Consider the following 20622-nt stretch of genomic DNA (forward strand, 5'->3'; position numbering starts at 1 on the left):
TGACGGGGGCCGAGGGAGGCGGCCCGCGCACGGCCCCCGAACCGGTACCGCGGGATGCCGGACAGGGCAGGATGGGAACAGGCCGCACGGGCTCAGGTAAGCGTCACGGCTCACCCAACCCGTACGGCCCTTCTCACGTCACGGTCAGGGACGAGACGCGATACTCGACCAGGTGGACTCGATCTATCGCAGCACGCCAGGCAGGGAGCTCATCCGACGCTGGTGCCTCGACCAGCTGGCCGCATGGCCGGTGCCGCACGAACGGAAGACGGTGACGGCCAAGGGCGTGCAGACCCACACGGTGCTCGCTGGCTCCGGCGCGACGACGGTCGTGTTCGTCCCGGGCACCAACTTCAACGCCGCCGCATCCCTACCGCTGGCCACGGCCCTGGTCGCTGCCGACCACCGGGTCCTGCTGGTGGACGTCCCCGGCCAGCCCGGTCTCAGCTCTGGTGAACGTGGCTCCTCCGGCGGCCGGTCGACCTGGTACGGGGCGTGGCTGAGCGAGGTGATCGAGAAGGCATCGTCCGGGCCGGTGGCGGTGATGGGCCACTCCTTCGGTGCTGCCATTGCCATGTCCAGCAGCTCGCCCCGGATCAACCGGCTCGTCCTGGTCTCCCCCGGCGGACTGACCCGGCTGAGGTTGACTCCCACGGTACTGGCCGCCTCGGCCGCCTGGTTCCTGCGGCCCGCGCCCTCGCACAGCAGCCGGCTCCTGCGCACCATGCTCGCGCCTGGCCATCCACCGCGCGACGAACTGGTGGACTGGATGACCCTGGTCGCCCGGCACTCGCGCTCCAGCGGGGCGCCCGGCGCTGCCCCCTTGTCCGTCCGGTCGATTCCCCGTCTGGTCGTCACCGGGGAGCACGACGTCTTCCTCCCCCCACGGAGGCTCGCCCCGGCAGTGCGCGGCGCTCTCGGAGCCGAGCTGGGTGTGGTTCCCGAAGCCGGACACCTCGTGGTCGAAGAGCGCCCCGAATACCTGGCCAGCCTGCTGGACGGTCCGGGCCGGCCCGGCTCCGACGTCCCCGTGAAGTAGCCGCCCCTCCGAGTGCCGCGTCTGCCAGCCAGCCAGGAACCGGCCCGCACGACGGGGCGCTCTTATCGCTCCCCAGGCCGTTGCCACCCGGCCGTCAAGCCTGTGACTGCTCACGTCCGGAGCATCGTCCCTCAGTGCTGCACGCAGGCAGCCCGCCCCTCAGCCGCCTGCATGCCTCTGGAGCGGGCGATCCTCGCCGCCGTGCCGGAACGGAAGAGGCCGAGGAGGTCGCGGGCGCGATCCGGCCGGGTGGTGGAGGCCAGCACACCCCCACTGAAGGTCGAACGGATCGCCGCGTCGCCCGGGAGGGGGCCCACGACAACGGCTCCGGGAACATCCATGAGTTCACTGTGCTGCTGAAAGGCAAGGTCAGCGCTGCCGGACGCCAGCAGGCTGCCGACCGGAACTCCCGGCGGAGCCTGGACGAGACGACCACGAAGAGCGTCCGCGAGCTCCATTCGGGTGATCAGATCGACCAGGGCCGTGCCGCTCGGGCCTGTGGAGTAGGCCACCGTGCCGGCTCCCAGCAGAGCCGCTCGGAGGTCGTCCTCCGAGGCGAACGCCGGCATGGGCGCTCCCTCGGGTACGGCGGCGACGACCTGGGAGGTCCAGAGAGGGCGCACCGTGTCCGGAAGGACGTGTCCCTCCCCCGCCAGCTCGGCCAGCACCCCCGCGGCCAGCACGAGCACGTCGGCCTCGACGCCCTGGCGGACCCGCCGTGCGACCTCGACTCCGCCTGCGGAGTCGACGCGCAGCGAGATGCCGTGGGCGTTCCGGATGTGTTCGGTGAGCTCGGCGAGTACCGGTCGTGTCGCCATCGAGGACAGCCCGCAGATCGCTTGTTCCACATCGCCTCCTTGAGTGTCCGGCAGATGGTACGGCGCACCACCGGGTGGTTCAACGCCGGTCTGCGAGACTGACCGCGTGAGCACAACCCGGAACACGGCGGCTGGGAAGGTCCTTGAGGTCCTCTCGACCTTCGACCACGAGCATGCGTCCCAGACCTTGTCGCAGATCGCCCAGCGGACTGGGCTGGCCCTGAGCACCACGCACCGGGTGGTCTCGGAGCTGGCGGAGTGGGGAGCCCTGGAGCGGGGGGACGACGGGGCGTGGCACGTCGGGCTGAGGCTCTGGGAGATCGCCTCGGTGTGCCCTCGTACACAGATCCTGCGGGACGTGGCACTGCCGTTCATGCAGGACCTCTACGAGGTGACCCACGAGAACATCCAGCTCGCGGTGCGCGAGGGCACCGAGCTGGTGTTCGTCGAACGGATCGCCGGGCACAGGTCGGTGGAACTGCTGACGATGGTCGGGACCAGGTTCCCCATCGGCTCCACCGGAATGGGACGGGTGCTTCTGGCACACGCGCCCCCGGACATCCAGGAAGAGGTCCTCGAAGCGCCGCTGCGGGCGTGGACGCCCCACACCGTCACCGACCCGAAGACGCTGCGGGGGCAGCTGGACACCATCCGGCGGGAGCACGTCTTCGTGAGCGACCGGCAGCTGTCGGAGAGCACGGTCGCGGTCGCCGCGCCCGTGCGGATCGGCCGGACCGGTCCCATCGGCGCGGCGCTGGGGATCGTGATCGCGGCGCGGAGCGCGAGCCGGGCGCGTGGGCTGCGTGAACTGCTCCTGCAGGCCGTGCACGGCATCTCCGACGAGCTCGGTCGGCGCACGCGCACGACCGTCTGACATCGGAGCGGGCTTCCGCCTGACGGAAACACCGGCGACGGCCGTCTCCGGGACTGCGAACGTTCGACGTGCCCCGACGTTCACAGCCTTCCAGGAGATGCCATGGCCGACGCCGCCGTCGACACCGTTGCCCCGGTTCCCGTCGCTGTCATCGGTGCCGGACCCGCCGGCCTGATGCTGGCGCACCTGCTCGGGCGGGCCGGAGTCGAGACGGTCGTCGTCGACACCCGGTCCCGGCACGAGATCGGGACGACGCAGCGGGCCGGGATCCTGGAGGCGGACGCCGCACGCGACCTCGTCGAGACCGGCGTCTCCGATCGGGTCCTGCGCGAAGGCGTCGAGCACGAGGGGCTTGAGCTCCGCTTCGGGGGTCGGCCGCACCGCATCCACTTCAAGGAACTGGTGGGCGCTTCGGTGTGGCTCTACCCGCAGACCGATGTCTTCACCGATCTCGCCGACGCGCGGGACCGCGACGGCGGGACGGTGCACTTCGGCGTCTCGGACACCGAAGTCCTCGACGTCACGACCGCAGCTCCCCGGGTCCGCTTCACCTCACCCGACGGGTCGCGTCACGAGATCCGGGCACGGTACGTCGTCGGCGCGGACGGGTCGCGGAGCACGTGCCGCGACCTGGTGCCGGAGGACCGGCGGGCCCGGTACGGCAAGGAGTACCCCTTTGCCTGGTTCGGAATCCTCACCGAGGCGCCGATGAGTGCCCCCGAGCTGGTCTATGCCCACTCCGAGCACGGCTTCGCGCTGATCAGCCAGCGCACCGAGAGCGTGCAGCGCATGTACTTCCAGTGTTCCCCCGACGAGTCCGTCGACGCCTGGCCGGACGACCGGATCTGGGAGACGCTCCAGGCGCGGGTGGCCGGTGAGGACGGCTTCCGGCTGGAGGAAGGACCGATTGCCGAGAAGACGGTGCTGCGGTTCCGGTCCTTCGTGCAGGAACCGATGCGCTGGGGCTCGATGGCGCTCGCCGGGGACGCCGCCCACACCGTGCCGCCGACCGGTGCCCGCGGGCTCAACCTGGCGCTGCACGACGTGAAGATCCTCGCGGAGGTGCTCGTGCGGGCATTGGGTCGTGAAGGCGAGGCCGCGCTGGAGGACTTCCAGCCACGAGCGCTCCGGCGCGTCTGGCGGGCGCAGAACTTCTCGTACTGGATGACCCGGCTCTTGCACACCGCGCCCAACGCATCGGCCTTCGACCTGCGGCGTCAGCTCGGCGAGCTCGACAACGTGGCCGGCACCCGGGCCGGGCGCACCTATCTGGCCGAGCAGTACACGGGCTGGCCGACCCGCGGCCACCACTGATCACAACGGCTGAACACGACGACTGAATCCGACGACCACGAGGCTGCTCCATGATCATCGACTGTCACGGTCACTTCACCACCGCGCCGCCACAGCTGGCGGAGTGGCGCGACCGGCAGATCGCGGCCGCCGAGGGCCGCGGCCCGGCCCCCGACCCCGGCGAGATGCACATCACCGACGACGACCTTCGTGCCGCGGTCGAACGCAACCAGCTGCGGCTGATGGACGAGCGCGGCAGCGATCTGACCGTGTTCTCCCCCCGGGCGAGTTTCATGGCCCACCACATCGGCGACTTCGCCGTCTCCTCGGTGTGGGCGCGGATCTGCAACGATCTGGTACACCGCGTGAGCGTGCTCTGGCCCGACCGCTTCGCGATGGGCGCGATGCTGCCGCAGTCGCCGGGCGTCGACCCCGCCACCTGCCTGCCCGAACTGACCCGCGCGGTCGAGGAGTTGGGCGCGGTCACGGTCAACCTCAACCCCGACCCGTCGGGCGGTCGGTGGGCGGCGCCGCCGCTGACCGACCGCAGCTGGTACCCGCTGTACGAGGCGATGGTCGCGTACGACATCCCGGCGATGATCCACGTCAGCACCTCGTGCAACCCGGCCTTCCACACCACCGGCGCGCACTACCTCAACGCCGACACCACGGCGTTCATGCAGCTCGTCCAGGGCGACCTGTTCGCCGACTTCCCCACGTTGCGGTTCGTGATCCCGCACGGCGGCGGCGCCGTCCCGTACCACTGGGGCCGGTTCCGCGGGCTCGCCATGGCCCTGGGCAGGCCGGACCCGGAGGCGCTGCTCGACAACGTCTTCTTCGACACCTGCGTCTACCACCAGCCCGGCATCGACCTGCTGACCGGGGTGATCCCCAGCCGGTCGGTCCTCTTCGCCAGCGAGATGATCGGCGCGGTCCGCGACGTCGACCCGCGCACCGGCCACTACTTCGACGACACGAAGCGGTACGTGGACGCCACTCCGCACCTGTCGGACGAGGAGCGGGCCGCCGTCTACTCCGGCAACGCCCTGCGCGCCTACCCCCGCCTCGCCGCCCGCCTCGCCTCGGCCGGCCGCTGACCCCCGCCTTCCAGGAGAAGCCCCCATGGAACACACCGAAATCGGCGTCGTCCACACGAAGATCGACCGGGCCGACCCGCAGGCCGTCGCCGCGCTGTCGGCGTTCGGCGTCGCGACGATCCACGAGGCCATGGGCCGGGTCGGACTGATGCGCCCCTACCTCCGCCCGGTCTACCCGCGGGCACGGATGTGCGGCACGGCCGTGACCGTGCTGCTCCAGCCCGGCGACAACTGGATGCTGCACGTCGCCGCCGAGCAGATCAGGGACGGGGACGTCGTCGTCGCGGGCTGTACGACGGAGAGCGAGGACGGCTTCTTCGGCGAGCTGCTCGCCACCTCCTTCCGGGCCCGCGGCTGCCGGGGCCTCGTCATCGACGGCGGGGTCCGCGACGCGGCCGACCTGGAGGGCATGGACTTCCCCGTCTTCTCCCGCGCGGTCAACGCCAAGGGCACGGTCAAGGCCACCCTCGGCTCGGTCAACGTGCCCGTGGTCTGCGGCAACGCCCTCGTACGTCCCGGTGACGTGATCGTCGCCGACGCCGATGGCGTCGTGGTCGTGCCCCGTGAGCGGGCCGCCGAGGTGGCCGCCGCCTCGGCGGCCCGCGAGGCGAACGAGGAGGGCAAACGCGCTCAGTTCAGGGCCGGGAAGCTCGGCCTGGACCTGTACGACATGCGCGGCCCGCTGGCCGGGCTCGGACTGCGGTACGAGGACTGAGGAGATCCCGTGACCACGAGTTTCGAGAAGACGCCCGGCTGGCTGGACTGGTACGCCGGCCCGAGCCGGCCCGAGTTCCAGGTGCCCGAGGGCGCCGTCGACGCGCACTGCCACGTCTTCGGGCCCGGCGCCGAGTTCCCGTACGCGCCCGAGCGCAAGTACACGCCGTGCGACGCCTCCCAGGAGCAGCTCTTCGAGCTGCGCGACCACCTCGGTTTCACCCGCAACGTCGTGGTCCAGGCGACCTGCCACGGCGCCGACAACTCCGCCATGGTCGACGCCCTGCGGGCCGCCGGCGGTCTGGCCCGGGGCGTGGCGACACTGCGGCCCGACGTCACCGACGCCGAGGTGCGGGAACTGCACGAGGCGGGCGTCCGCGGCGTCCGGTTCAACTTCGTCACACGGCTCGTCGACGCGGCGCCGAAGCAGGACCTGCGGGACATCGCCGAGAAGATCGCTCCTTACGGCTGGCACGTCGTCGTCTACTTCGAGGCGGCCGACCTGCCCGACCTGCGGGACTTCTTCCTGTCGATCCCCGTGGCAGTGGTCGTGGACCACATGGGCCTTCCGGACACCTCGAAGGATCCGGAAGGGCCCGAGTTCGAGTCGTTCCTGAACTTCCTGCGGGCCCGACCCGACATCTGGTGCAAGGTGACCTGCCCGGAGCGGCTGACGGCGAGCGGCCCGCCGGCCCTCGACGGGGAGCGGGAAGCGTACCGCGATGTCGTCCCGTTCGCCCGGCGGGTGGTCGAGGAGTTCCCCGACCGGGTGCTGTGGGGCACCGACTGGCCGCACCCCAACCTCACCGACCACATGCCCGACGACGGGCTCCTCGTCGACTTCGTCCCGCACATCGCGCCGACGCCCGAACTCCGGCACAAGCTCCTGGTCGACAACCCCATGCGCCTGTACTGGCCCGACGCCGACTGACCCCGCCGTACGATCGGAAACCCACCATGTCACTGGACAAGACCTACAAGTTGGTGCCGGGAACGACCATCTTCGACGCCCAACAGTCCGCCAAGGGCTATCACCTCAACCAGTTCTGCATGTCGCTGATGACGGCGGAGAACCGCGCGGCCTACCTCGCCGACGAACGCGCCTACCTGGACGCGTGGCCCCTGCGGGAGGAACAGAAGCAGGCGCTGCTCGACCGCGACCTCAACGCCGCGATGCGGGAGGGCGGCAACATCTACTTCCTCGCCAAGTGGGGTGCCACGCTGGGGTTCTCGTTCCAGCAGATGGCAGGCTCGATGACCGGCATGACCGAAGAGGAGTACCGCGCCATGATGGTCGGCGGCGGCCGTCCGGTGGAGGGCAACCGGATCGACCACGCCGTCCTGGAGGCCGCACACGTCGACCCGACCCCGCCGACCGGGCACGCCGTGGTCACCGGCGCGGTCTTCACCTCGCACGTGCCGGCGATCGGCGCGGCGATGGACCACGGCAAGACCGAAGAGCCCTACTGGCGACCGGTCTTCGACGGGTACGAGTACTCCAAGGAATGGGAGGAGGAGAACCTTCCCGACGTCGTCTTCCTGGTCTACAACGACCATGCCAGCGCCTTCGACCAGTCGATGGTCCCGACCTTCGTGCTCGGCACCGGCGCCTCCTACCCCGTCGCCGACGAGGGGTACGGCCCCCGCCCGGTGCCCGGCATCGAGGGCGACCCCGACCTGGCCGCGCACATCGCGCACTCCCTCATCAGGGACGACTTCGACCTCGCCCTGGCCAACGAGATGGCCGTCGACCACGGTCTGACCGTCCCGCTGTCGCTGTTGTTCGGCGATGTCGGGGAGTGGCCGTGCAAGGTGATCCCGTTCCACGTCAACGTGGTGCAGTACCCCGTGCCCTCGGGCGCCCGCTGCTTCGAGCTGGGCCGGGCCCTGCGCCGGGCGATCGAGTCCTACGACCGGCCCCTCAAGGTGCAGGTGTGGGGCACCGGCGGCATGAGCCACCAGCTCCAGGGCCCCCGCGCCGGCCTCATCAACCGGGAGTGGGACAACGCCTTCCTGGACCGGTTGGTCGAGGACCCGGCCGGGCTGGCCGAGGTGCCGCACCTGGAGTACGTCGAGGAGGCCGGCTCCGAGGGCATCGAGCTGGTCATGTGGCTGATCGCCCGCGGCGCGCTGAGCGACGTCGACGGCTCCGGCGAAGTCGAGGTCAAGCACCGCTTCTACCACGTGCCGGCGTCCAACACCGCCGTCGGCCACCTGATCCTGGAAAACCGCCCCGGGGCCGAAGGGCCCACCGAGAAGGAGTGACATGACTGACGACCGGAGCCTGCGGATCGCCCTGGCCGGGGGTGGCGCCTTCGGCGCCAAGCACGCGGCCGCCCTCAAACGGATCGAGGGCGTCGAGGTGGCCGCCGTCGTGAGCAGCAGCCTCGAAAGCGCGCAGAAGTTCGCGGCGGAGCAGGGGGTGGGCCGCGCCGTCGCCTCCCTGGAGGAGGCACTGGCGATGGACGACGTCGACGCCGTCGTCCTCGCCACGCCCACGCACCTGCACGCCGGACAGACACTGGCCTGCCTGGAGGCGGGCAAGCACGTCCAGGTCGAGATTCCGCTCGCCGACTCCCTCGCCGACGCCGAGGCGTGCCTGGCGGCGCAGCGGCGCACCGGGCTCGTCGCGATGGTGGGCCACACCCGCCGCTTCAACCCCAGCCACCAATGGGTGCGACGGCGGATCGAGGCCGGCGAGTTCACCATCCAGCAGATGGACGTGCAGACGTACTTCTTCCGCCGGAAGAACCTCAACGCGCTCGGCCAGCCGCGCTCCTGGACCGACCACCTGTTGTGGCACCACGCCGCGCACACCGTCGACCTCTTCGCCCACCAGACCGGCTCGCCGATCGTGCAGGCCAACGCCGTGCAGGGCCCGATCCACCCCGAGCTGGGCATCGCGATGGACATGTCGATCCAACTGCGCGCGGAGAACGGTGCCCTCTGCACGCTGTCGCTGTCCTTCAACAACGACGGGCCGCTGGGCACCTTCTTCCGCTACATCGGCGACACCGGCACGTACATCGCCCGGTACGACGACCTGTTCACCGGCAGGGACGAGGCGATCGACGTGAGCGGGGTCGACGTGTCGATGGACGGCATCGAACTCCAGGACCGCGAGTTCGTCGCCGCGATCCGCGAGGGCCGCGAGCCGAACTCCTCGATCGCCCAGGTCCTGGCCTGCTACCGGACGCTGGCCAACCTGGAGGAACAACTCAACGCGGTCGCGGGCTCGTGACCGCGCCGACCTCCACCGGCGCGGGGCGGCCCGCCCCGCGCCGGATCGGTCCGTTCGAGGTGCCGGCGGTCGGCCTGGGCTGTATGAACCTGAGCCATGCGTACGGCGTCCCGCCGACTCCGGAGGCCGCGGAGCGGCTGCTCCTGACGGCCGTCGAGGAGGGCGTCACACACTTCGACACGGCGGCGCTGTACGGCTTCGGCACCAACGAGGAGCTGGTCGGGAGGGTGCTCGCCGGGCACCGGGACCGGATCGTGCTGGCCAGCAAGTGCGGGATGACCGGCGTCGACGGGAAGCGGGTGATCGACGGGCGTCCTGAGACGATCCGGCGCACCGCCGACGAGGCGCTGGCCCGGCTGCGTACCGACGTCATCGACGTCTACTACCTGCACAGGCTCGACCGGAAGGTGCCGGTTGAGGAGAGCGTCGGCGCGATGGCCGAACTCGTCACGGCCGGGAAGGTGCGCGCCCTGGGCATGTCCGAGGTTTCCGCCGTGACCCTGCGGCGGGCGCACGCCGTGCACCCGATCGCCGCGCTGCAGAACGAGTACAGCCTCTGGACGCGCAACCCCGAGCGGGGCACGCTCTCGGCGACCCGCGAACTCGGCGTCGCCCTGGTGGCTTTCAGCCCCCTCGCGCGGGGCTTCCTCACCTCGGCGCCACCGGACTTCGGCGCCCTTCCCGCAGGCGACATCCGCCGGAGCATGCCCCGCTTCGATGCCGACCGCTATCCGGCCAACCTGACGCTGCGGCGAGAGGTCGAGAGGATCGCTGATGACGCCGGCGTCACCCTGGCGCAGCTGGCCCTGGCCTGGGTCGTCTCCCAGGAACCCCACGTCGTCGTCATTCCAGGAACCCGGTCGGTACCTCACCTGAGGGAGAACCTGTCCGTCCTCGACCTGGCCATACCCGGCGAGGTCCTCGCCGCGGCGGGACGGGTGCTGAACGACGGGACCGTCCACGGGGCCCGCTACCACGAGGCCACACTCGCCGAGATCGACACCGAGCGCTGCGGCCGAGCGGGCTGAGGGCGGGGACGGGCGGGAGGGGCAGCGGCTTGCGGCGGACCCCTGCGAGGGCGGTGCGCCCGGGGCGGGCGCCGGCAAGCAGGTCAAGCACCGTCTCGGTGCCGAAGCGGGTGGAGCCGACGCCGAGTCCGGTGAAGCCCGCTGCGTGGGCGACCTTGCCGCGGTGGCTGGTGTCGATGGCTCCACCCCGGGTTTGACCGAAGCGGATCGGCCCGCCCCTGTCGGTGTTGCCAGGCCACCGAGGCGAACTGTTGGTCGGTCAACGGCTCTGTCACCAGCGCGTAGTCGTAGACGGCGTCGGCCCCGTGACGGGCGGCGGTCTGGGCTTCTTCGGCGAGCCAGGCGACCTGGTGGGGTCAAGGGGCGATGGTCAGGGAACCCGTGCGCTCCCCGTCGCAGTCGATGCCGTGGCGAGCGAGGGTGTCCTCCACTGCGTGGAGGTTTTCACGGCCGAGTCGCTCCAGCACGGCGATCTCGTCGGGCCAGCGGTCCAGACCGTGGGTGGGGCCGTGGGTGAGGCCGTGGGTGAGGCCGTGGGTGAGGCCGTCCTCGCAGAATCCGCCGTTACGGCCGGAGGCTGCGCGTCCGACTTCGCCGGCTTCGACGAGGAGAACGTCGAGGGCGGGGTCTCGTTCCTCGGCCATGAGCGCGGTCCACAGGCCGGTGTGGCCTCCGCCGACGACCAGGAAACCACAAGTGGTGGAGCCCACGAGGGCGGAAGTGGTCCCGGGGCGGCGCGGGTCGTCGAGCCAGAACGGACTGGGTGGGGTGTCTGGAGGGAGATCAGGGGATCCGTGCGGCTTCCTGCGGGCCGCGGAGAACACGTGCGCGTGCCTCCTGGAGCACCGTGCGAGCGCGGTGCCGATGTCGTCGGGGAGCTGCCCGCCCTGCGGTCGGGGTGATCGTCGCCCCCGCCCGCAGGGGGGCGGCCCACCGCAGGCGTCCGCCTGTGCGAAGGGCGGAGGATGACGATGCCTGCGGGTTCAGGGGTGGTTCACGGACGGGCGAGCGGTGCCGACGCGGTCGCGGCGCGGGACCGGTGGTCAGGCGTAGTGGCGGTAGACGGCCTGGGCGACGCAGGCCGGCTTGTCGCTTCCCTCGACCTCGACGGTGAACGTCAGGGGCATCTGCACGCCGTTGCCCTTGACGTCCTCCACCTCGCCGACGGCACCGTGCAGCCGGATCTTCGCGCCGACCGGCACGGGGCTGGGGAAGCGGACCTTCTCCAGGCCGTAGTTGACGCTCATCTTCGTGCCGGTGATCTCCAGCAGCTCGTTGAAGAGCGGGATGATGAGGGAGAGGGTGAGGTAGCCGTGGGCGATCGGGCCGCCGAACGGGCCGTCCTTGGCCTTCTCCGGGTCCGTGTGGATCCACTGGTGGTCGTCGGTGGCGTCGGCGAAGGTGTTCACCCGCTTCTGGGTGATGTCGAGCCAGTCGGTGCGGCCGAGGTCGGCTCCGGTGAGGGCCTTCAGTTCGTCGAGGCCGTTCGCGAGGGTGGTCATGGTGGACTCCCTAGGGATGTGAGGCGGTCCGGGAGGACCGGGTGCGGTGATGGCGGGTTGTCACTCGTGACTCGGAAGGGACGGTCGCCCGGCCCTCCGGGATGCTCCGACCGGGGACGGAGAGCCGCGGTCATCTCTGGCCAGGGACCTGCCGGTGGAGCGTTCTCGGGCCGTGAGGGGCGCTGGTCACGGTGGACCGGAGCTTCGGGGCCGAGCACACGGCGGGCGTCGACCCCGGCACCTCCTTCCGATGGCACGGGCGGTGGGGGCACCGCCCGTGTGGGGTGAGGTGGGGTTCCGGGTGTCCGTCACGCCTGCGGACGCTCGCCGGGGGCGTCCGTGTACGCCTCGCGCACGGCGGGCTTGATGATCTTTCCGGAGGCCGTGCGGGGCAGCTCTTCCGTCAGGACGAGGGTTTTGGGGATCTTGTATTTGGCGAGTCGGCCGTGGAGGTGGCCGAGGATCTCGTCCCGGTCGGCGCGGGCGCCGGGTCCGAGGACGACGACGGCGCGGCCGACCTCGCCCCAGACCGGGTCGGGCACGCCGATGACGGCACATTCGGCGACGGCGGGATGGGTGAGGAGCACCTCCTCGACTTCGGCCGGGTAGACGTTCTCGCCGCCCGAGACGAACATGTCCTTGACCCGGTCGACGATGGAGACGTACCCGTCGTCGTCCGTTCGCGCGACGTCTCCGGTGCGCAGCCAGCCTTCCCCGGTGAAGACGGCTTCGGTGTCCTCGGGCCGGTTCCAGTAGCCGGTCATGACGTGGGGGCCCTGGACCTGGATCTCGCCCCGCTCGCCCGGTCCGGCCTCGCGGCCGTCCGGCAGCACGATGCGGATGTCGGTGAAGAAGTGCGGCACGCCTGCGGATCCGGCCTTGGCCGCGGCCTGTTCCCGGTCCAGGTAGAGGACGCCGGGGGACGCCTCGGTCATGCCGTAGCCCTGGCTGAAGGCGAGGCCGCGGTCGAGGTAGGTGGCGATGGTGCGTGCGGGCACGGGGGCGCCGCCACAGTTGAGGGTGCGCAGGCTGGACAGGTCCGTGGTGGCCCAGCGGGGCCGGGCGGCCATGGCGTCGTACATGGTGGGCACGCCGAACGCGTACGTGACCCGCAGCTCCTCGATCAGCTCCAGGACGCGCTCGGCGTCGAAGGCTCCGAGGAGGACCACCCGGCCGCCCTTGAGCAGGGTGGGCAGACAGGTCATGTTGAGGCCGGCGGTGTGGAAGAGCGGGGCCATGACGAGGGTCACCTCGTCGCCGGTCAGGTCGGTGTCGACGAGGACGTTGACGCTGTTCCAGGTGATGTTGGCGTGGGAGAGGACCGCGCCCTTGGGGCGGCCCGTGGTCCCGGAGGTGTACATGATGATGCACGGATCCTCGGGCGCCACGGCCTCGTCCAGCGGTTCGGTGCCGGCGTGGGCGAGCAGCTCCTCGTAACCGGGGGAGTCGTCGTCGGGCCCGGCGAGGGCGATCCGGTGCCGCATGCCCGCCCCGGCCGCCGCGGCGCGGGCCGTCCCGTCCTGTTCGGGCCCGTGCACGAGGACGGTGCTGCCCGAGTCGACCAGGTTGTGGGTCAACTCCGGGACCGTCAGGCGGGTGTTGAGCGGGACGAAGATCGCGCCCAGTGTCCCGGCGGCGAACAGGGTCTCCAGGAACGCCGGGTGGTTGGGGCCGAGGTAGGCGATCCGGTCGCCCCGCACCACGCCCAGTGTGCGCAGGGCGTGCGCGAGGCGCAGGACGCGCTCGTGCAGCTCCCGGTAGGTGGAGGTGGAACCCTCGTGGACGACGGCGATCCGGTCGGGGGTCTTGCGGGCCCGGCGCGCGGGCCAGGAGCCGATGCCTTGGTTCAACACGAACGACTCCTTCAGTCCGTCATCAGGCCGAGCAGGCGGGCGGCGTTCTCCTTGAGGATCTTCGGCCGGACCTCGGGCTTGATGTCGAGCTCCTCGAAGTCGGCGAGCCACCGGTCGGGGGTGATGACGGGGTAGTCGGAGCCGAAGAGGACCTTGTCCTTCAGGAGGGTGTTGGCGTAGCGCACGAGCTGCGGCGGGAAGTACTTCGGGGACCAGCCGGACAGGTCGATGTACACGTGCGGCTTGTGGGTGGCCACCGCCAGGGCCTCGTCCTGCCAGGGGAAGGAGGGGTGGGCGAGGATGATGCGCAGCTCGGGGAAGTCGACGGCCACGTCGTCGACCAGCATCGGATCGGAGTGCTTCAGCCGGATGCCGCCGCCGCCCGGGACGCCGGCGCCGATGCCGGTCTGGCCGGTGTGGAACAGGGCGGGCACGCCGAGCTCCTCGATGACCTCGTACAAGGGGTAGGCGAGCGGGTCGTTCGGGGAGAACGCCTGGATGCTGGGATGGAACTTGAAGCCGCGGACGCCGTGTTCCTCCACCAGCCGCCGTGCCTCGCGCGCACCCGCGCGCCCCTTGTGCGGGTCGACGCTCGCGAAGGGGATCAGCACGTCGGCGTGGGCCGCGCAGCTCTCGGCGATCTCCTCGTTGGAGATCCGCGGGTGGCCGGTGGCGTGTTCGGCGTCGACGGTGAAGACCACCGCGGCCATGCGGCGTTCCCGGTAGTGGCCGGCCATCTCCTCGATGGTCGGCTGCCGGTGGCCATGGGCCTTGAAGTACTTCTCCGAGGCACCGAACAGCTCCGGACTCAAGGCCCCGTGGCCGTCCTTGGAGACCTCCGCGTGCGTGTGCACGTCGATGGCGGTGAGCCGGTCGAGGTCGAGCGCGAGATCGGGCATGTCTACGCCTCCGGAGACTTCGGCGCGGGAATGCCGTAGGTCTCGGGCTCGGCTCCGACCCCGTCCGGCCACTCGGCGGCGATGGCGTCGGCGCTCCAGCCTCCGTCGGCGAAGGCGACCGCCTTCTCCTTGGGGTGCGCCCACAGGGCGAGGCGGTCACCGCCGATGCCGATGGCCTGCCCGGTCACCCCGTCGGAGCCGTCCGAGGCGAGGAAGGTGATCAGGGCGGCGACGTCCTCGACGGTGCCGAGGCCCTCGTCCTTGCGCAGCCAGTCCGGCAGCGGCTTTCCGGTGCGCTCGGACTCTTCGATGACGGGACCGAAGGCCGGAATGGTCTTGGTCATCTCGGTGGCGGCGACGGGGACGACGGCATTGACGGTGATGCCGGCGCGGCCCAGCTCCATGGCCCAGGTGCGGGCCATGGCGACGATGCCGGCCTTGGCGGCGGCGTAGTTGGTCTGACCGAAGTTGCCGCGCTGTCCGGCCGGCGAGGAGATGAGGACGAGCCGGCCCCCGGTGCCTTGCTCGCGCATGCGGACGGCCGCCGCGCGGGCACAGGTGAAGGTGCCGCGGAGGTGGACGCGGACGACGTCGTCGAAGTCGTCGTCGGTCATCTTCCACAGCACGCGGTCGCGCAGGATGCCGGCATTGGTGACGAGCACGTCCAAGTGCCCGTACTCCCGGACCGCCGCGTCCACCAACTGCTGGGCCGCCTCGCCGTCACCCACGGCCGCGACGACACCGGTGGCCGTGCCGCCCCCGGAGGTGATCGAGGCGACGGCGGCTTCGACGGCGGCCGGGTCGACGTCGTTGACGACGACGGCCGCACCGGCCCCGGCGAGGGCCTGCGCATAGGCCAGTCCGAGACCGCGTCCACTGCCGGTGACGACAGCGACCTTGCCCTGAAGATCCATGAGAAACACCTCTCGCACAGGAGAAAAGGGGTGCCGAAGGCTCCGGCACGCACGCCGGGATCGACAGGAATCCTGATGAATGCAGTCTGGTCAATCAACAGGATTCCTGTCAATGACTTAGGCTGAGGCAGCCGCCACCGGGCGGCACCGGGACGCCAAGGGACTCGACCGCCCGCCCGGTCGACACGACGGGAGGACCGACGTGAGCACGTCACTGCTCTACCTGCTCAAGAGGACGGAGCTGGCGGTGCGCGCCCGCCTGGAGGAACTGCTCAAGCCCGCCGGAATCACAGCACTGCAGTACACCGCCCTGACGGTCCTGGAGCGGCACGACGGCATCTCCGCCGCCCAACTCGCCCGCGACTCCTTCGTCACCGCCCAGTCGATGGCCGACATGATCCGGACACTGGAGAGCCGCGGCCTGATCCGCCGCGAGCCCAACTCGACCAACCGCCGCGAGCGCCTCGTCCTGCTCACCGATCCGGGGCGGCGGCTACTCGCCGAGTACGCCGACCCGGCCCGCGCGCTGGAAGCGCGCATGGTCGCCGGTCTCAGCACCGAAGAGGTCGACGCACTCCGGGAGGCCCTGATCGGAGCGTGGCGCTCCCTGTCCTAGCCCGGACCCGGCGGTCGCAGCACGGGCCCGCGCGGTCGGCGCGCGGGCCACGGAAGCGATCGGTCACCCGAGCGCGTACATGCGGATGACGACGGCCTCGTCGCCGTCCGGGCGGGCGAGACCGACGAAGACCGTCTCCGTGAGCCAGCGGTGGGCGGGGGCGTTCGTGCGGAAGACCGGCGAGGTGCGGTAGTAGTGCCCGGCCTCGGAGACCTGCACTTCACCGTCGAACTGGTCCGGAGCGTCGGCCTTGGGGCAGTAGTAGCCGCGGTTGACGATGTCGATCACGGAACCGTCCTCCGCCTGGAGCAGATAGCGGGCCTCCAGTTCGCACACCTCCCCACGCGTGCTGCTCCAGTCACCTCCACCGACAAGGACCTTCCCGCGCAGCCGGGGCCCGTCCACGCTGCCCCCCGTGATGGGGGTGAACTCGGTGATCTCACCGTCACCGTTGCCGATGTGCAGCGTGTCGGACACCTCGGCACGGATCTCGAACGCGAAGTCGAGGGCGGGAGTGAAGGACATGGCAATGCTCCGCTTCTACGAGAGGGGTGGCGACCATCTCGGGCCGGCCACACCGGATCGTGTGGGGTTGGACGCCAGATTCGCGAGATGGTCACGTCTTGCTCTTGACGCGTTAGCTCACCAGATGCAAGCGTGATATGCAACAACGTTATATGACGTTCATTTACGACGACTCGTCGGCGTTCCTCACACCCCCCATGCCGATCGTCCCCTCCCCCTCACTCCTCTCGGCAAGGAGCACTCAGCCATGGCTGCGAAGAAAATGCTGCTGGCGGCACTCACGAGCGCAGGACTGCTGGCCGTCACGGCCTGCAGCAGCTCGACCGCCGGAGACGACCAAACCCCCAAGGCTGGACGTCTCACCACCACCACGCCCCCCGGCGGCTCCCAGGTGGACCGGGTGACCTGGGCCCTGCCCTACGGCGAACCGACCACCCTCGACCCCGCCAAGATCGGCGACTACTCGCCCCAGACGGTCGAGGCCAACCTCTGCGACACCCTGACCCGGATGAACCCGGACTTCTCCCTGAGTCCCGGCCTCGCCCAAAAGGTCACCTGGACCGACGACCGCACCCTCGTGCTCGACCTGCGCTCCGGCGTGAAGTTCTGGGACGGCTCTCCCCTGACCCCCGAGGACGTGATCCACAGCCTGGAGCGGCAGCGGGACCCGAAGACGCAGGCCCTGTACGGCAACTACCTGACCGCCGTGGCCTCGATCGAGGCCACCGGCACGCACCAGGTGACGCTGCGGACCAAGGAGTACGACCAGACCCTGCCCAAGGCGCTGTCCACGTCGTTCGGAGCGGTCAGCCAGAAGGCATACAGCGAGAAGGCGGGCCCCTCCTACGGGACCGCCAAGGGCGGCCTGATGTGTACGGGGCCGTTCAAGCTGGGGTCCTGGAGGTCCGGCAACGGCATCACCCTGGAACGCAACGATGCGTACTGGGACACCGCGCTGAAGCCGAAGGCGAAGCGGGTCGAGTTCCAGTTCATCACCAACAACAACACGCTGACCAGCTCGCTGCTGTCCGGCGAGGTGGACGGCACCTACGAACTGCCGCCCAGCAGCGCCACCGCGCTCGGCAAGACGAACAACGGCGCGCTGTACCTCGGCCCGTCGACCCAGAACGTGCTGCTGGTTCCCGGGAACGCCGAATCGCCCGCGGCCGACCGCAAGCTCCTGGACGCGCTGTCCCTGGTCATCGATCGGAACGCCCTGATCAAGAACGTCTTCGGCGGTGACGCCACCACCCTGAAGTCACTCGTCCCGCCCCTGACCTGGCGCGGGGACAAGGCAGCCACCCGGTTCGACGCCGCTTACGCAGCGTTGCCCGACGTCCCGGAGCCGGACGTGGAGGAAGCCAAGAAGCTGGTCGCACAGGCCCGCCCGGTCTCCCGCCCGCTGGTGGCCGCCATCCCCGCAGGCGACCAGCGCGGACTGCAGGCATTGACGTTCGTCCAGGCCTCGGCCAAGAAGATCGGCGTGGACATCGAGATCAAGCAGCTCCAGCCCACCGAGATGTCCTCGCTCTTCTACGACCCCTCGGTCCGCAAGGGCCTCGACCTCATCCTCACCTTCGGCTACGTCACCATGCCCGACCCGGCGTCCTACGTGGCCGAAAGCGTCACCCCTCGCGGCATCTTCAACTGGACGGGCTACGACGACCCCCAGGTGACCCAGCTGCTCGACCAGGCCCGCACCTCCTCCGATCCCGAGGCGTCGGCCAAGGCGTACGCCGAGGCCCAGGCCCTGTTCACCCCCAGCACCCCGACGGTGTTCCTGGCCACCACACACGAACGGATGTTCATGAACAAGCGCATCAGCGGTGCGCCCGCCTCGTTCGCCTACATGAACATGCCGTGGGCCGCCTACCTCGGCGGCACCGGAAGGTGACCCGTCCCCCTTCGGAGCGTGCGGCCAGGATGGCCGACGTCACGCCGCTGTGGAACCCATCGCCCGCCGAGGCGTTCCTCGCACGCTTCACGGAGGCGGAATCCGGGGTCACGCCCGCCGCGACACCCCGGCCCACCCCCTCCTGGGCCCAGACCGGCTGACCACCTGCCGCACAAGTCCTCGACGGCGTGCCCCGGCGGTCTTCACCGACCGGCGGGGCACGCCGTTTCCCTCTCCTTCGCCCTCCCGCGCTTTACGCACACCCCGCACCTCGGAGTCACACCATGTCCTTGTTCGAACCCACGCCACGCGGCTCCTCAGCGGTTGTCGCCGAACAACCGGAGTACACGCGACTGCACGGCACAGCGAGACGGCTGAGAGGCCTGCTCCTGGCGGTCAACGCCACTGTGATCGCCTTCGTCTGTCTGGTCACCTTCGCGCTGGACGGCCTCGCGGCGACGTCGGTGGCAGGCGCGTACACGCTCGGAATGCTGTTGCTGAGCCTTCAGGCCGGCACCATGGCGGTCTCCGCCCTGTGGTACGACCACGCCTGTCGTCGACGGTGCGACCCTCATGTCGACGCGCTGCACGGCACCGGATCGGCCACGTCGTGAACGGAGATCGTGTCCTTGCCGCCGGGGCCGGGCTGCTCACTCCGTTGACCCTGTTCCTGATCGTCGTCTGCCTCTGCTTCCTGCTGTGTCTCGTCTCGGGCATGGCCGGCGAAACGGCCTCCGACTACTACGTCGCGGAGCGCTCCCTGCCGGCCGTGCGCAGTGCTCTGGCCCTGTGCGGCGACTACATTCCGGTGACCGCCCTGCTCAGTCCCATCGGCACGGTCGCGCTGAGCGGCTACGACAGCATGGTGCTGGCCGCCGGTGCCTGTGCAGCGCTGATCGTCCTGGTGGTCCTGGCCGAGCCCCTGCGGAACACCGGGCGCTTCACCCTCGGGTCCATTCTGGAGACCCGGACGGCCGGCGCCGCACCGCGGATCGCGGGCACCGTGCTCACCCTGGTGGTGTGTGTCCCGCTCGTCGTCGTCCAGCTCACGGTCGCGGGGAACGTCATCACCTACCTCCTGGGGCTGAAGGCACCTGCTGCCGCCCGGGTCTGCACCGTACTGATCGGACTGCTGATCGTGTCCTTCGCCGCCTTCGGCGGCATGCGGGGCACGAGCATGATCCAGGCCGGCAAGGCGCTCCTGGTCTTCGGCGTGGTCCTCGTGCTCACCGTCGTCGCCGGCAGGCGCTTCGACGGGGACTTCGGCACCATGACGCGGGAGGCCGCCCTCGGCGTCGGCGGTGCGGAGGTCTTCCACTCTCCGGGCGGGCTGTTCGGGACCACGGCGACCGGCACGCTCGAACTCCTCTCCCTGGGCCTGACCGTCCTGCTCGGCTCCGCGGTGGTGCCTCCCGTCCTCCTGCGGATCGGCGCCGCCCGAAGTGGCCGGACCGCCCGACGCGCGGCGGGTCACGCGGTCGTCATGATCACCTCGTTCTACACGGCGCTGGTGTTCCTCGGCCTCGCCGCGGCGGCGGTCGTGGGCACGGGTGCGATCGTCGGCGACGACCCCCAGGGCAACACCACACTGTTCCTGCTGGCCCGCGCTCTCGACGAAGGAGCCGCCGACGGGATGCTGTTCACGACGACCGCCTGTGCCGTGTTCGTGACCGCGCTGGCCTCGGTGGCCGGGCTCACCCTCGCCACCGCTGCGGCACTGTCCCACGACATCTACGCGCACACCCTGCGCAGGGGCGCCGTGCCGGACCGGCGGGAGACGGTCGTGGCCCGGTGGGCGACCGTGGCGGTCGGCTCGGCGAGCGTATTCCTGGCGGTGCTGCTGCACGGGTGGAGCATGGTCTTCCTGGCGTCGTTCAGCGCCGCCGTGGCCGCCTCGGTCATCCTGCCCGCACTGGTCTACACCCTGTTCTGGAAGGGCTTCACCCGGCGCGGAATGCTGTGGACGCTCTACGGCTCTCTGGCGTGCTGCCTCGTTCTGCAGTTCTTCAGCCCGACGGTGTCAGGACAGTCGTATTCGCTCCTGCCGGGCCACGACTTCCACTGGTTCCCGCTCCAGAGCATCGCGCTGTTCACCGTCCCCGCAGGTTTCCTCCTGGGCTGGATCGGCAGTCGCCTCGCACCGCCGACGCCCGCGGAACTGACTCAGGGCACCGCGGCGCGGATCAGGATGCTCACCGGTATCGGCTGACGTCGCCCAGAGCGTCGGCCAGGACCTTGTGGCACGGGGTTGCCTCCTCTCGTCCGCTCGCAGCCGACACGTGAGGCGAACAAGCAGGTGGCGAGGCCCCGGGCAG

General features: G+C 70.4%; 19 protein-coding genes and 1 pseudogene. 13 read left to right on the forward strand and 7 right to left on the reverse strand.

Annotated features, from left to right (window positions below; genetic code table 11):
* The first annotated feature begins 172 nt into the window (after window positions 1–172).
* Window positions 173–1039 carry an alpha/beta fold hydrolase gene (locus ACFW22_RS11880; protein ID WP_386401871.1) on the forward strand — a complete coding sequence of 289 codons (867 nt, stop codon included), beginning with the start codon at window positions 173–175 and terminating at the stop codon, window positions 1037–1039.
* Between the two features lie 131 nt (window positions 1040–1170).
* On the opposite strand, the gene ACFW22_RS11885 is transcribed toward ACFW22_RS11880, so the two are convergent.
* On the reverse strand, window positions 1171–1887 hold the full coding sequence (locus ACFW22_RS11885; RefSeq protein ID WP_386401873.1) for a substrate-binding domain-containing protein: 717 nt from the start codon (window positions 1885–1887) through the stop codon (window positions 1171–1173).
* A gap of 76 nt (window positions 1888–1963) precedes the next feature.
* On the opposite strand from ACFW22_RS11885, the gene ACFW22_RS11890 reads away from it, so the two are divergent.
* The 8 genes from ACFW22_RS11890 (at window position 1964) to ACFW22_RS11925 (ending at window position 10104) form a co-directional block, all read left to right on the forward strand.
* Window positions 1964–2731: an IclR family transcriptional regulator gene (locus tag ACFW22_RS11890; protein WP_386401875.1), complete on the forward strand. Its 768-nt coding sequence runs from the start codon at window positions 1964–1966 to the stop codon at window positions 2729–2731.
* Window positions 2732–2833: 102 nt separating this feature from the next.
* On the forward strand, window positions 2834–4045 hold the full coding sequence (locus ACFW22_RS11895) for a 4-hydroxybenzoate 3-monooxygenase (protein ID WP_386401877.1): 1212 nt from the start codon (window positions 2834–2836) through the stop codon (window positions 4043–4045).
* Window positions 4046–4095: 50 nt separating this feature from the next.
* The gene (locus ACFW22_RS11900; RefSeq protein WP_386401879.1) at window positions 4096–5121 is read left to right on the forward strand and encodes an amidohydrolase family protein; all 1026 of its coding nucleotides are present in this window, start codon (window positions 4096–4098) and stop codon (window positions 5119–5121) included.
* A 25-nt stretch (window positions 5122–5146) separates the two neighbouring features.
* Complete coding sequence (ligK, locus tag ACFW22_RS11905) at window positions 5147–5836, forward strand: 4-carboxy-4-hydroxy-2-oxoadipate aldolase/oxaloacetate decarboxylase (RefSeq protein ID WP_386401881.1); 690 nt, start codon at window positions 5147–5149, stop codon at window positions 5834–5836.
* A 9-nt stretch (window positions 5837–5845) separates the two neighbouring features.
* A complete protein-coding gene (locus ACFW22_RS11910) occupies window positions 5846–6766 on the forward strand; it encodes an amidohydrolase family protein (protein WP_386401883.1) in 921 nt (306 codons plus the stop codon).
* A 26-nt stretch (window positions 6767–6792) separates the two neighbouring features.
* Window positions 6793–8100: a protocatechuate 4,5-dioxygenase subunit alpha gene (gene ligA, locus ACFW22_RS11915; protein ID WP_386401885.1), complete on the forward strand. Its 1308-nt coding sequence runs from the start codon at window positions 6793–6795 to the stop codon at window positions 8098–8100.
* Between the two features lies 1 nt (window position 8101).
* The gene (locus tag ACFW22_RS11920; RefSeq protein ID WP_386401888.1) at window positions 8102–9076 is read left to right on the forward strand and encodes a Gfo/Idh/MocA family oxidoreductase; all 975 of its coding nucleotides are present in this window, start codon (window positions 8102–8104) and stop codon (window positions 9074–9076) included.
* Complete coding sequence (locus ACFW22_RS11925) at window positions 9073–10104, forward strand: aldo/keto reductase (RefSeq protein WP_386401890.1); 1032 nt, start codon at window positions 9073–9075, stop codon at window positions 10102–10104. Before ACFW22_RS11920 ends, ACFW22_RS11925 begins: the two co-directional genes overlap by 4 nt.
* Window positions 10105–10132: 28 nt before the next feature.
* Here the strand turns inward: ACFW22_RS11925 and ACFW22_RS11930 are convergent.
* The 5 genes and pseudogenes from ACFW22_RS11930 to ACFW22_RS11950 form a co-directional block, all read right to left on the reverse strand.
* Window positions 10133–10928 (reverse strand): annotated as a pseudogene (locus tag ACFW22_RS11930) (NAD(P)/FAD-dependent oxidoreductase); the annotation flags it as partial.
* A 219-nt stretch (window positions 10929–11147) separates the two neighbouring features.
* Complete coding sequence (locus tag ACFW22_RS11935; RefSeq protein ID WP_386401892.1) at window positions 11148–11606, reverse strand: MaoC family dehydratase; 459 nt, start codon at window positions 11604–11606, stop codon at window positions 11148–11150.
* Between the two features lie 308 nt (window positions 11607–11914).
* Window positions 11915–13459 carry a long-chain fatty acid--CoA ligase gene (locus ACFW22_RS11940; RefSeq protein WP_386401894.1) on the reverse strand — a complete coding sequence of 515 codons (1545 nt, stop codon included), beginning with the start codon at window positions 13457–13459 and terminating at the stop codon, window positions 11915–11917.
* 11 nt (window positions 13460–13470) lie between these two features.
* The gene (locus tag ACFW22_RS11945; protein ID WP_386401896.1) at window positions 13471–14358 is read right to left on the reverse strand and encodes an amidohydrolase family protein; all 888 of its coding nucleotides are present in this window, start codon (window positions 14356–14358) and stop codon (window positions 13471–13473) included.
* A 2-nt stretch (window positions 14359–14360) separates the two neighbouring features.
* Entirely contained in the window at window positions 14361–15272 is a 912-nt protein-coding gene (locus tag ACFW22_RS11950; RefSeq protein WP_386401898.1) for an SDR family NAD(P)-dependent oxidoreductase, read from the reverse strand.
* 202 nt (window positions 15273–15474) lie between these two features.
* Here ACFW22_RS11950 and ACFW22_RS11955 point away from each other — a divergent pair, with 202 nt between their 5' ends.
* Window positions 15475–15888, forward strand: a complete 414-nt coding sequence (locus tag ACFW22_RS11955) for a MarR family winged helix-turn-helix transcriptional regulator (RefSeq protein WP_386401900.1) — start codon at window positions 15475–15477, stop codon at window positions 15886–15888.
* A gap of 63 nt (window positions 15889–15951) precedes the next feature.
* On the opposite strand, the gene ACFW22_RS11960 is transcribed toward ACFW22_RS11955, so the two are convergent.
* Window positions 15952–16413 (reverse strand): DUF3237 domain-containing protein, encoded by a 462-nt coding sequence (locus ACFW22_RS11960; RefSeq protein ID WP_386401902.1) that lies wholly within the window; start codon window positions 16411–16413, stop codon window positions 15952–15954.
* A gap of 247 nt (window positions 16414–16660) precedes the next feature.
* Here ACFW22_RS11960 and ACFW22_RS11965 point away from each other — a divergent pair, with 247 nt between their 5' ends.
* The 3 genes from ACFW22_RS11965 (at window position 16661) to ACFW22_RS11975 (ending at window position 20516) form a co-directional block, all read left to right on the forward strand.
* Window positions 16661–18307 (forward strand): ABC transporter substrate-binding protein, encoded by a 1647-nt coding sequence (locus ACFW22_RS11965; RefSeq protein ID WP_386401904.1) that lies wholly within the window; start codon window positions 16661–16663, stop codon window positions 18305–18307.
* Between the two features lie 284 nt (window positions 18308–18591).
* The gene (locus tag ACFW22_RS11970) at window positions 18592–18921 is read left to right on the forward strand and encodes a DUF485 domain-containing protein (RefSeq protein WP_386401906.1); all 330 of its coding nucleotides are present in this window, start codon (window positions 18592–18594) and stop codon (window positions 18919–18921) included.
* Window positions 18918–20516 carry a cation acetate symporter gene (locus tag ACFW22_RS11975; protein ID WP_386401908.1) on the forward strand — a complete coding sequence of 533 codons (1599 nt, stop codon included), beginning with the start codon at window positions 18918–18920 and terminating at the stop codon, window positions 20514–20516. The genes ACFW22_RS11970 and ACFW22_RS11975 overlap by 4 nt, the downstream gene beginning before the upstream one ends.
* The last annotated feature ends 106 nt before the right edge of the window (window positions 20517–20622 follow it).

The organism is Streptomyces sp. NPDC058872, from assembly GCF_042743065.1.
Classification (GTDB): domain Bacteria; phylum Actinomycetota; class Actinomycetes; order Streptomycetales; family Streptomycetaceae; genus Streptomyces.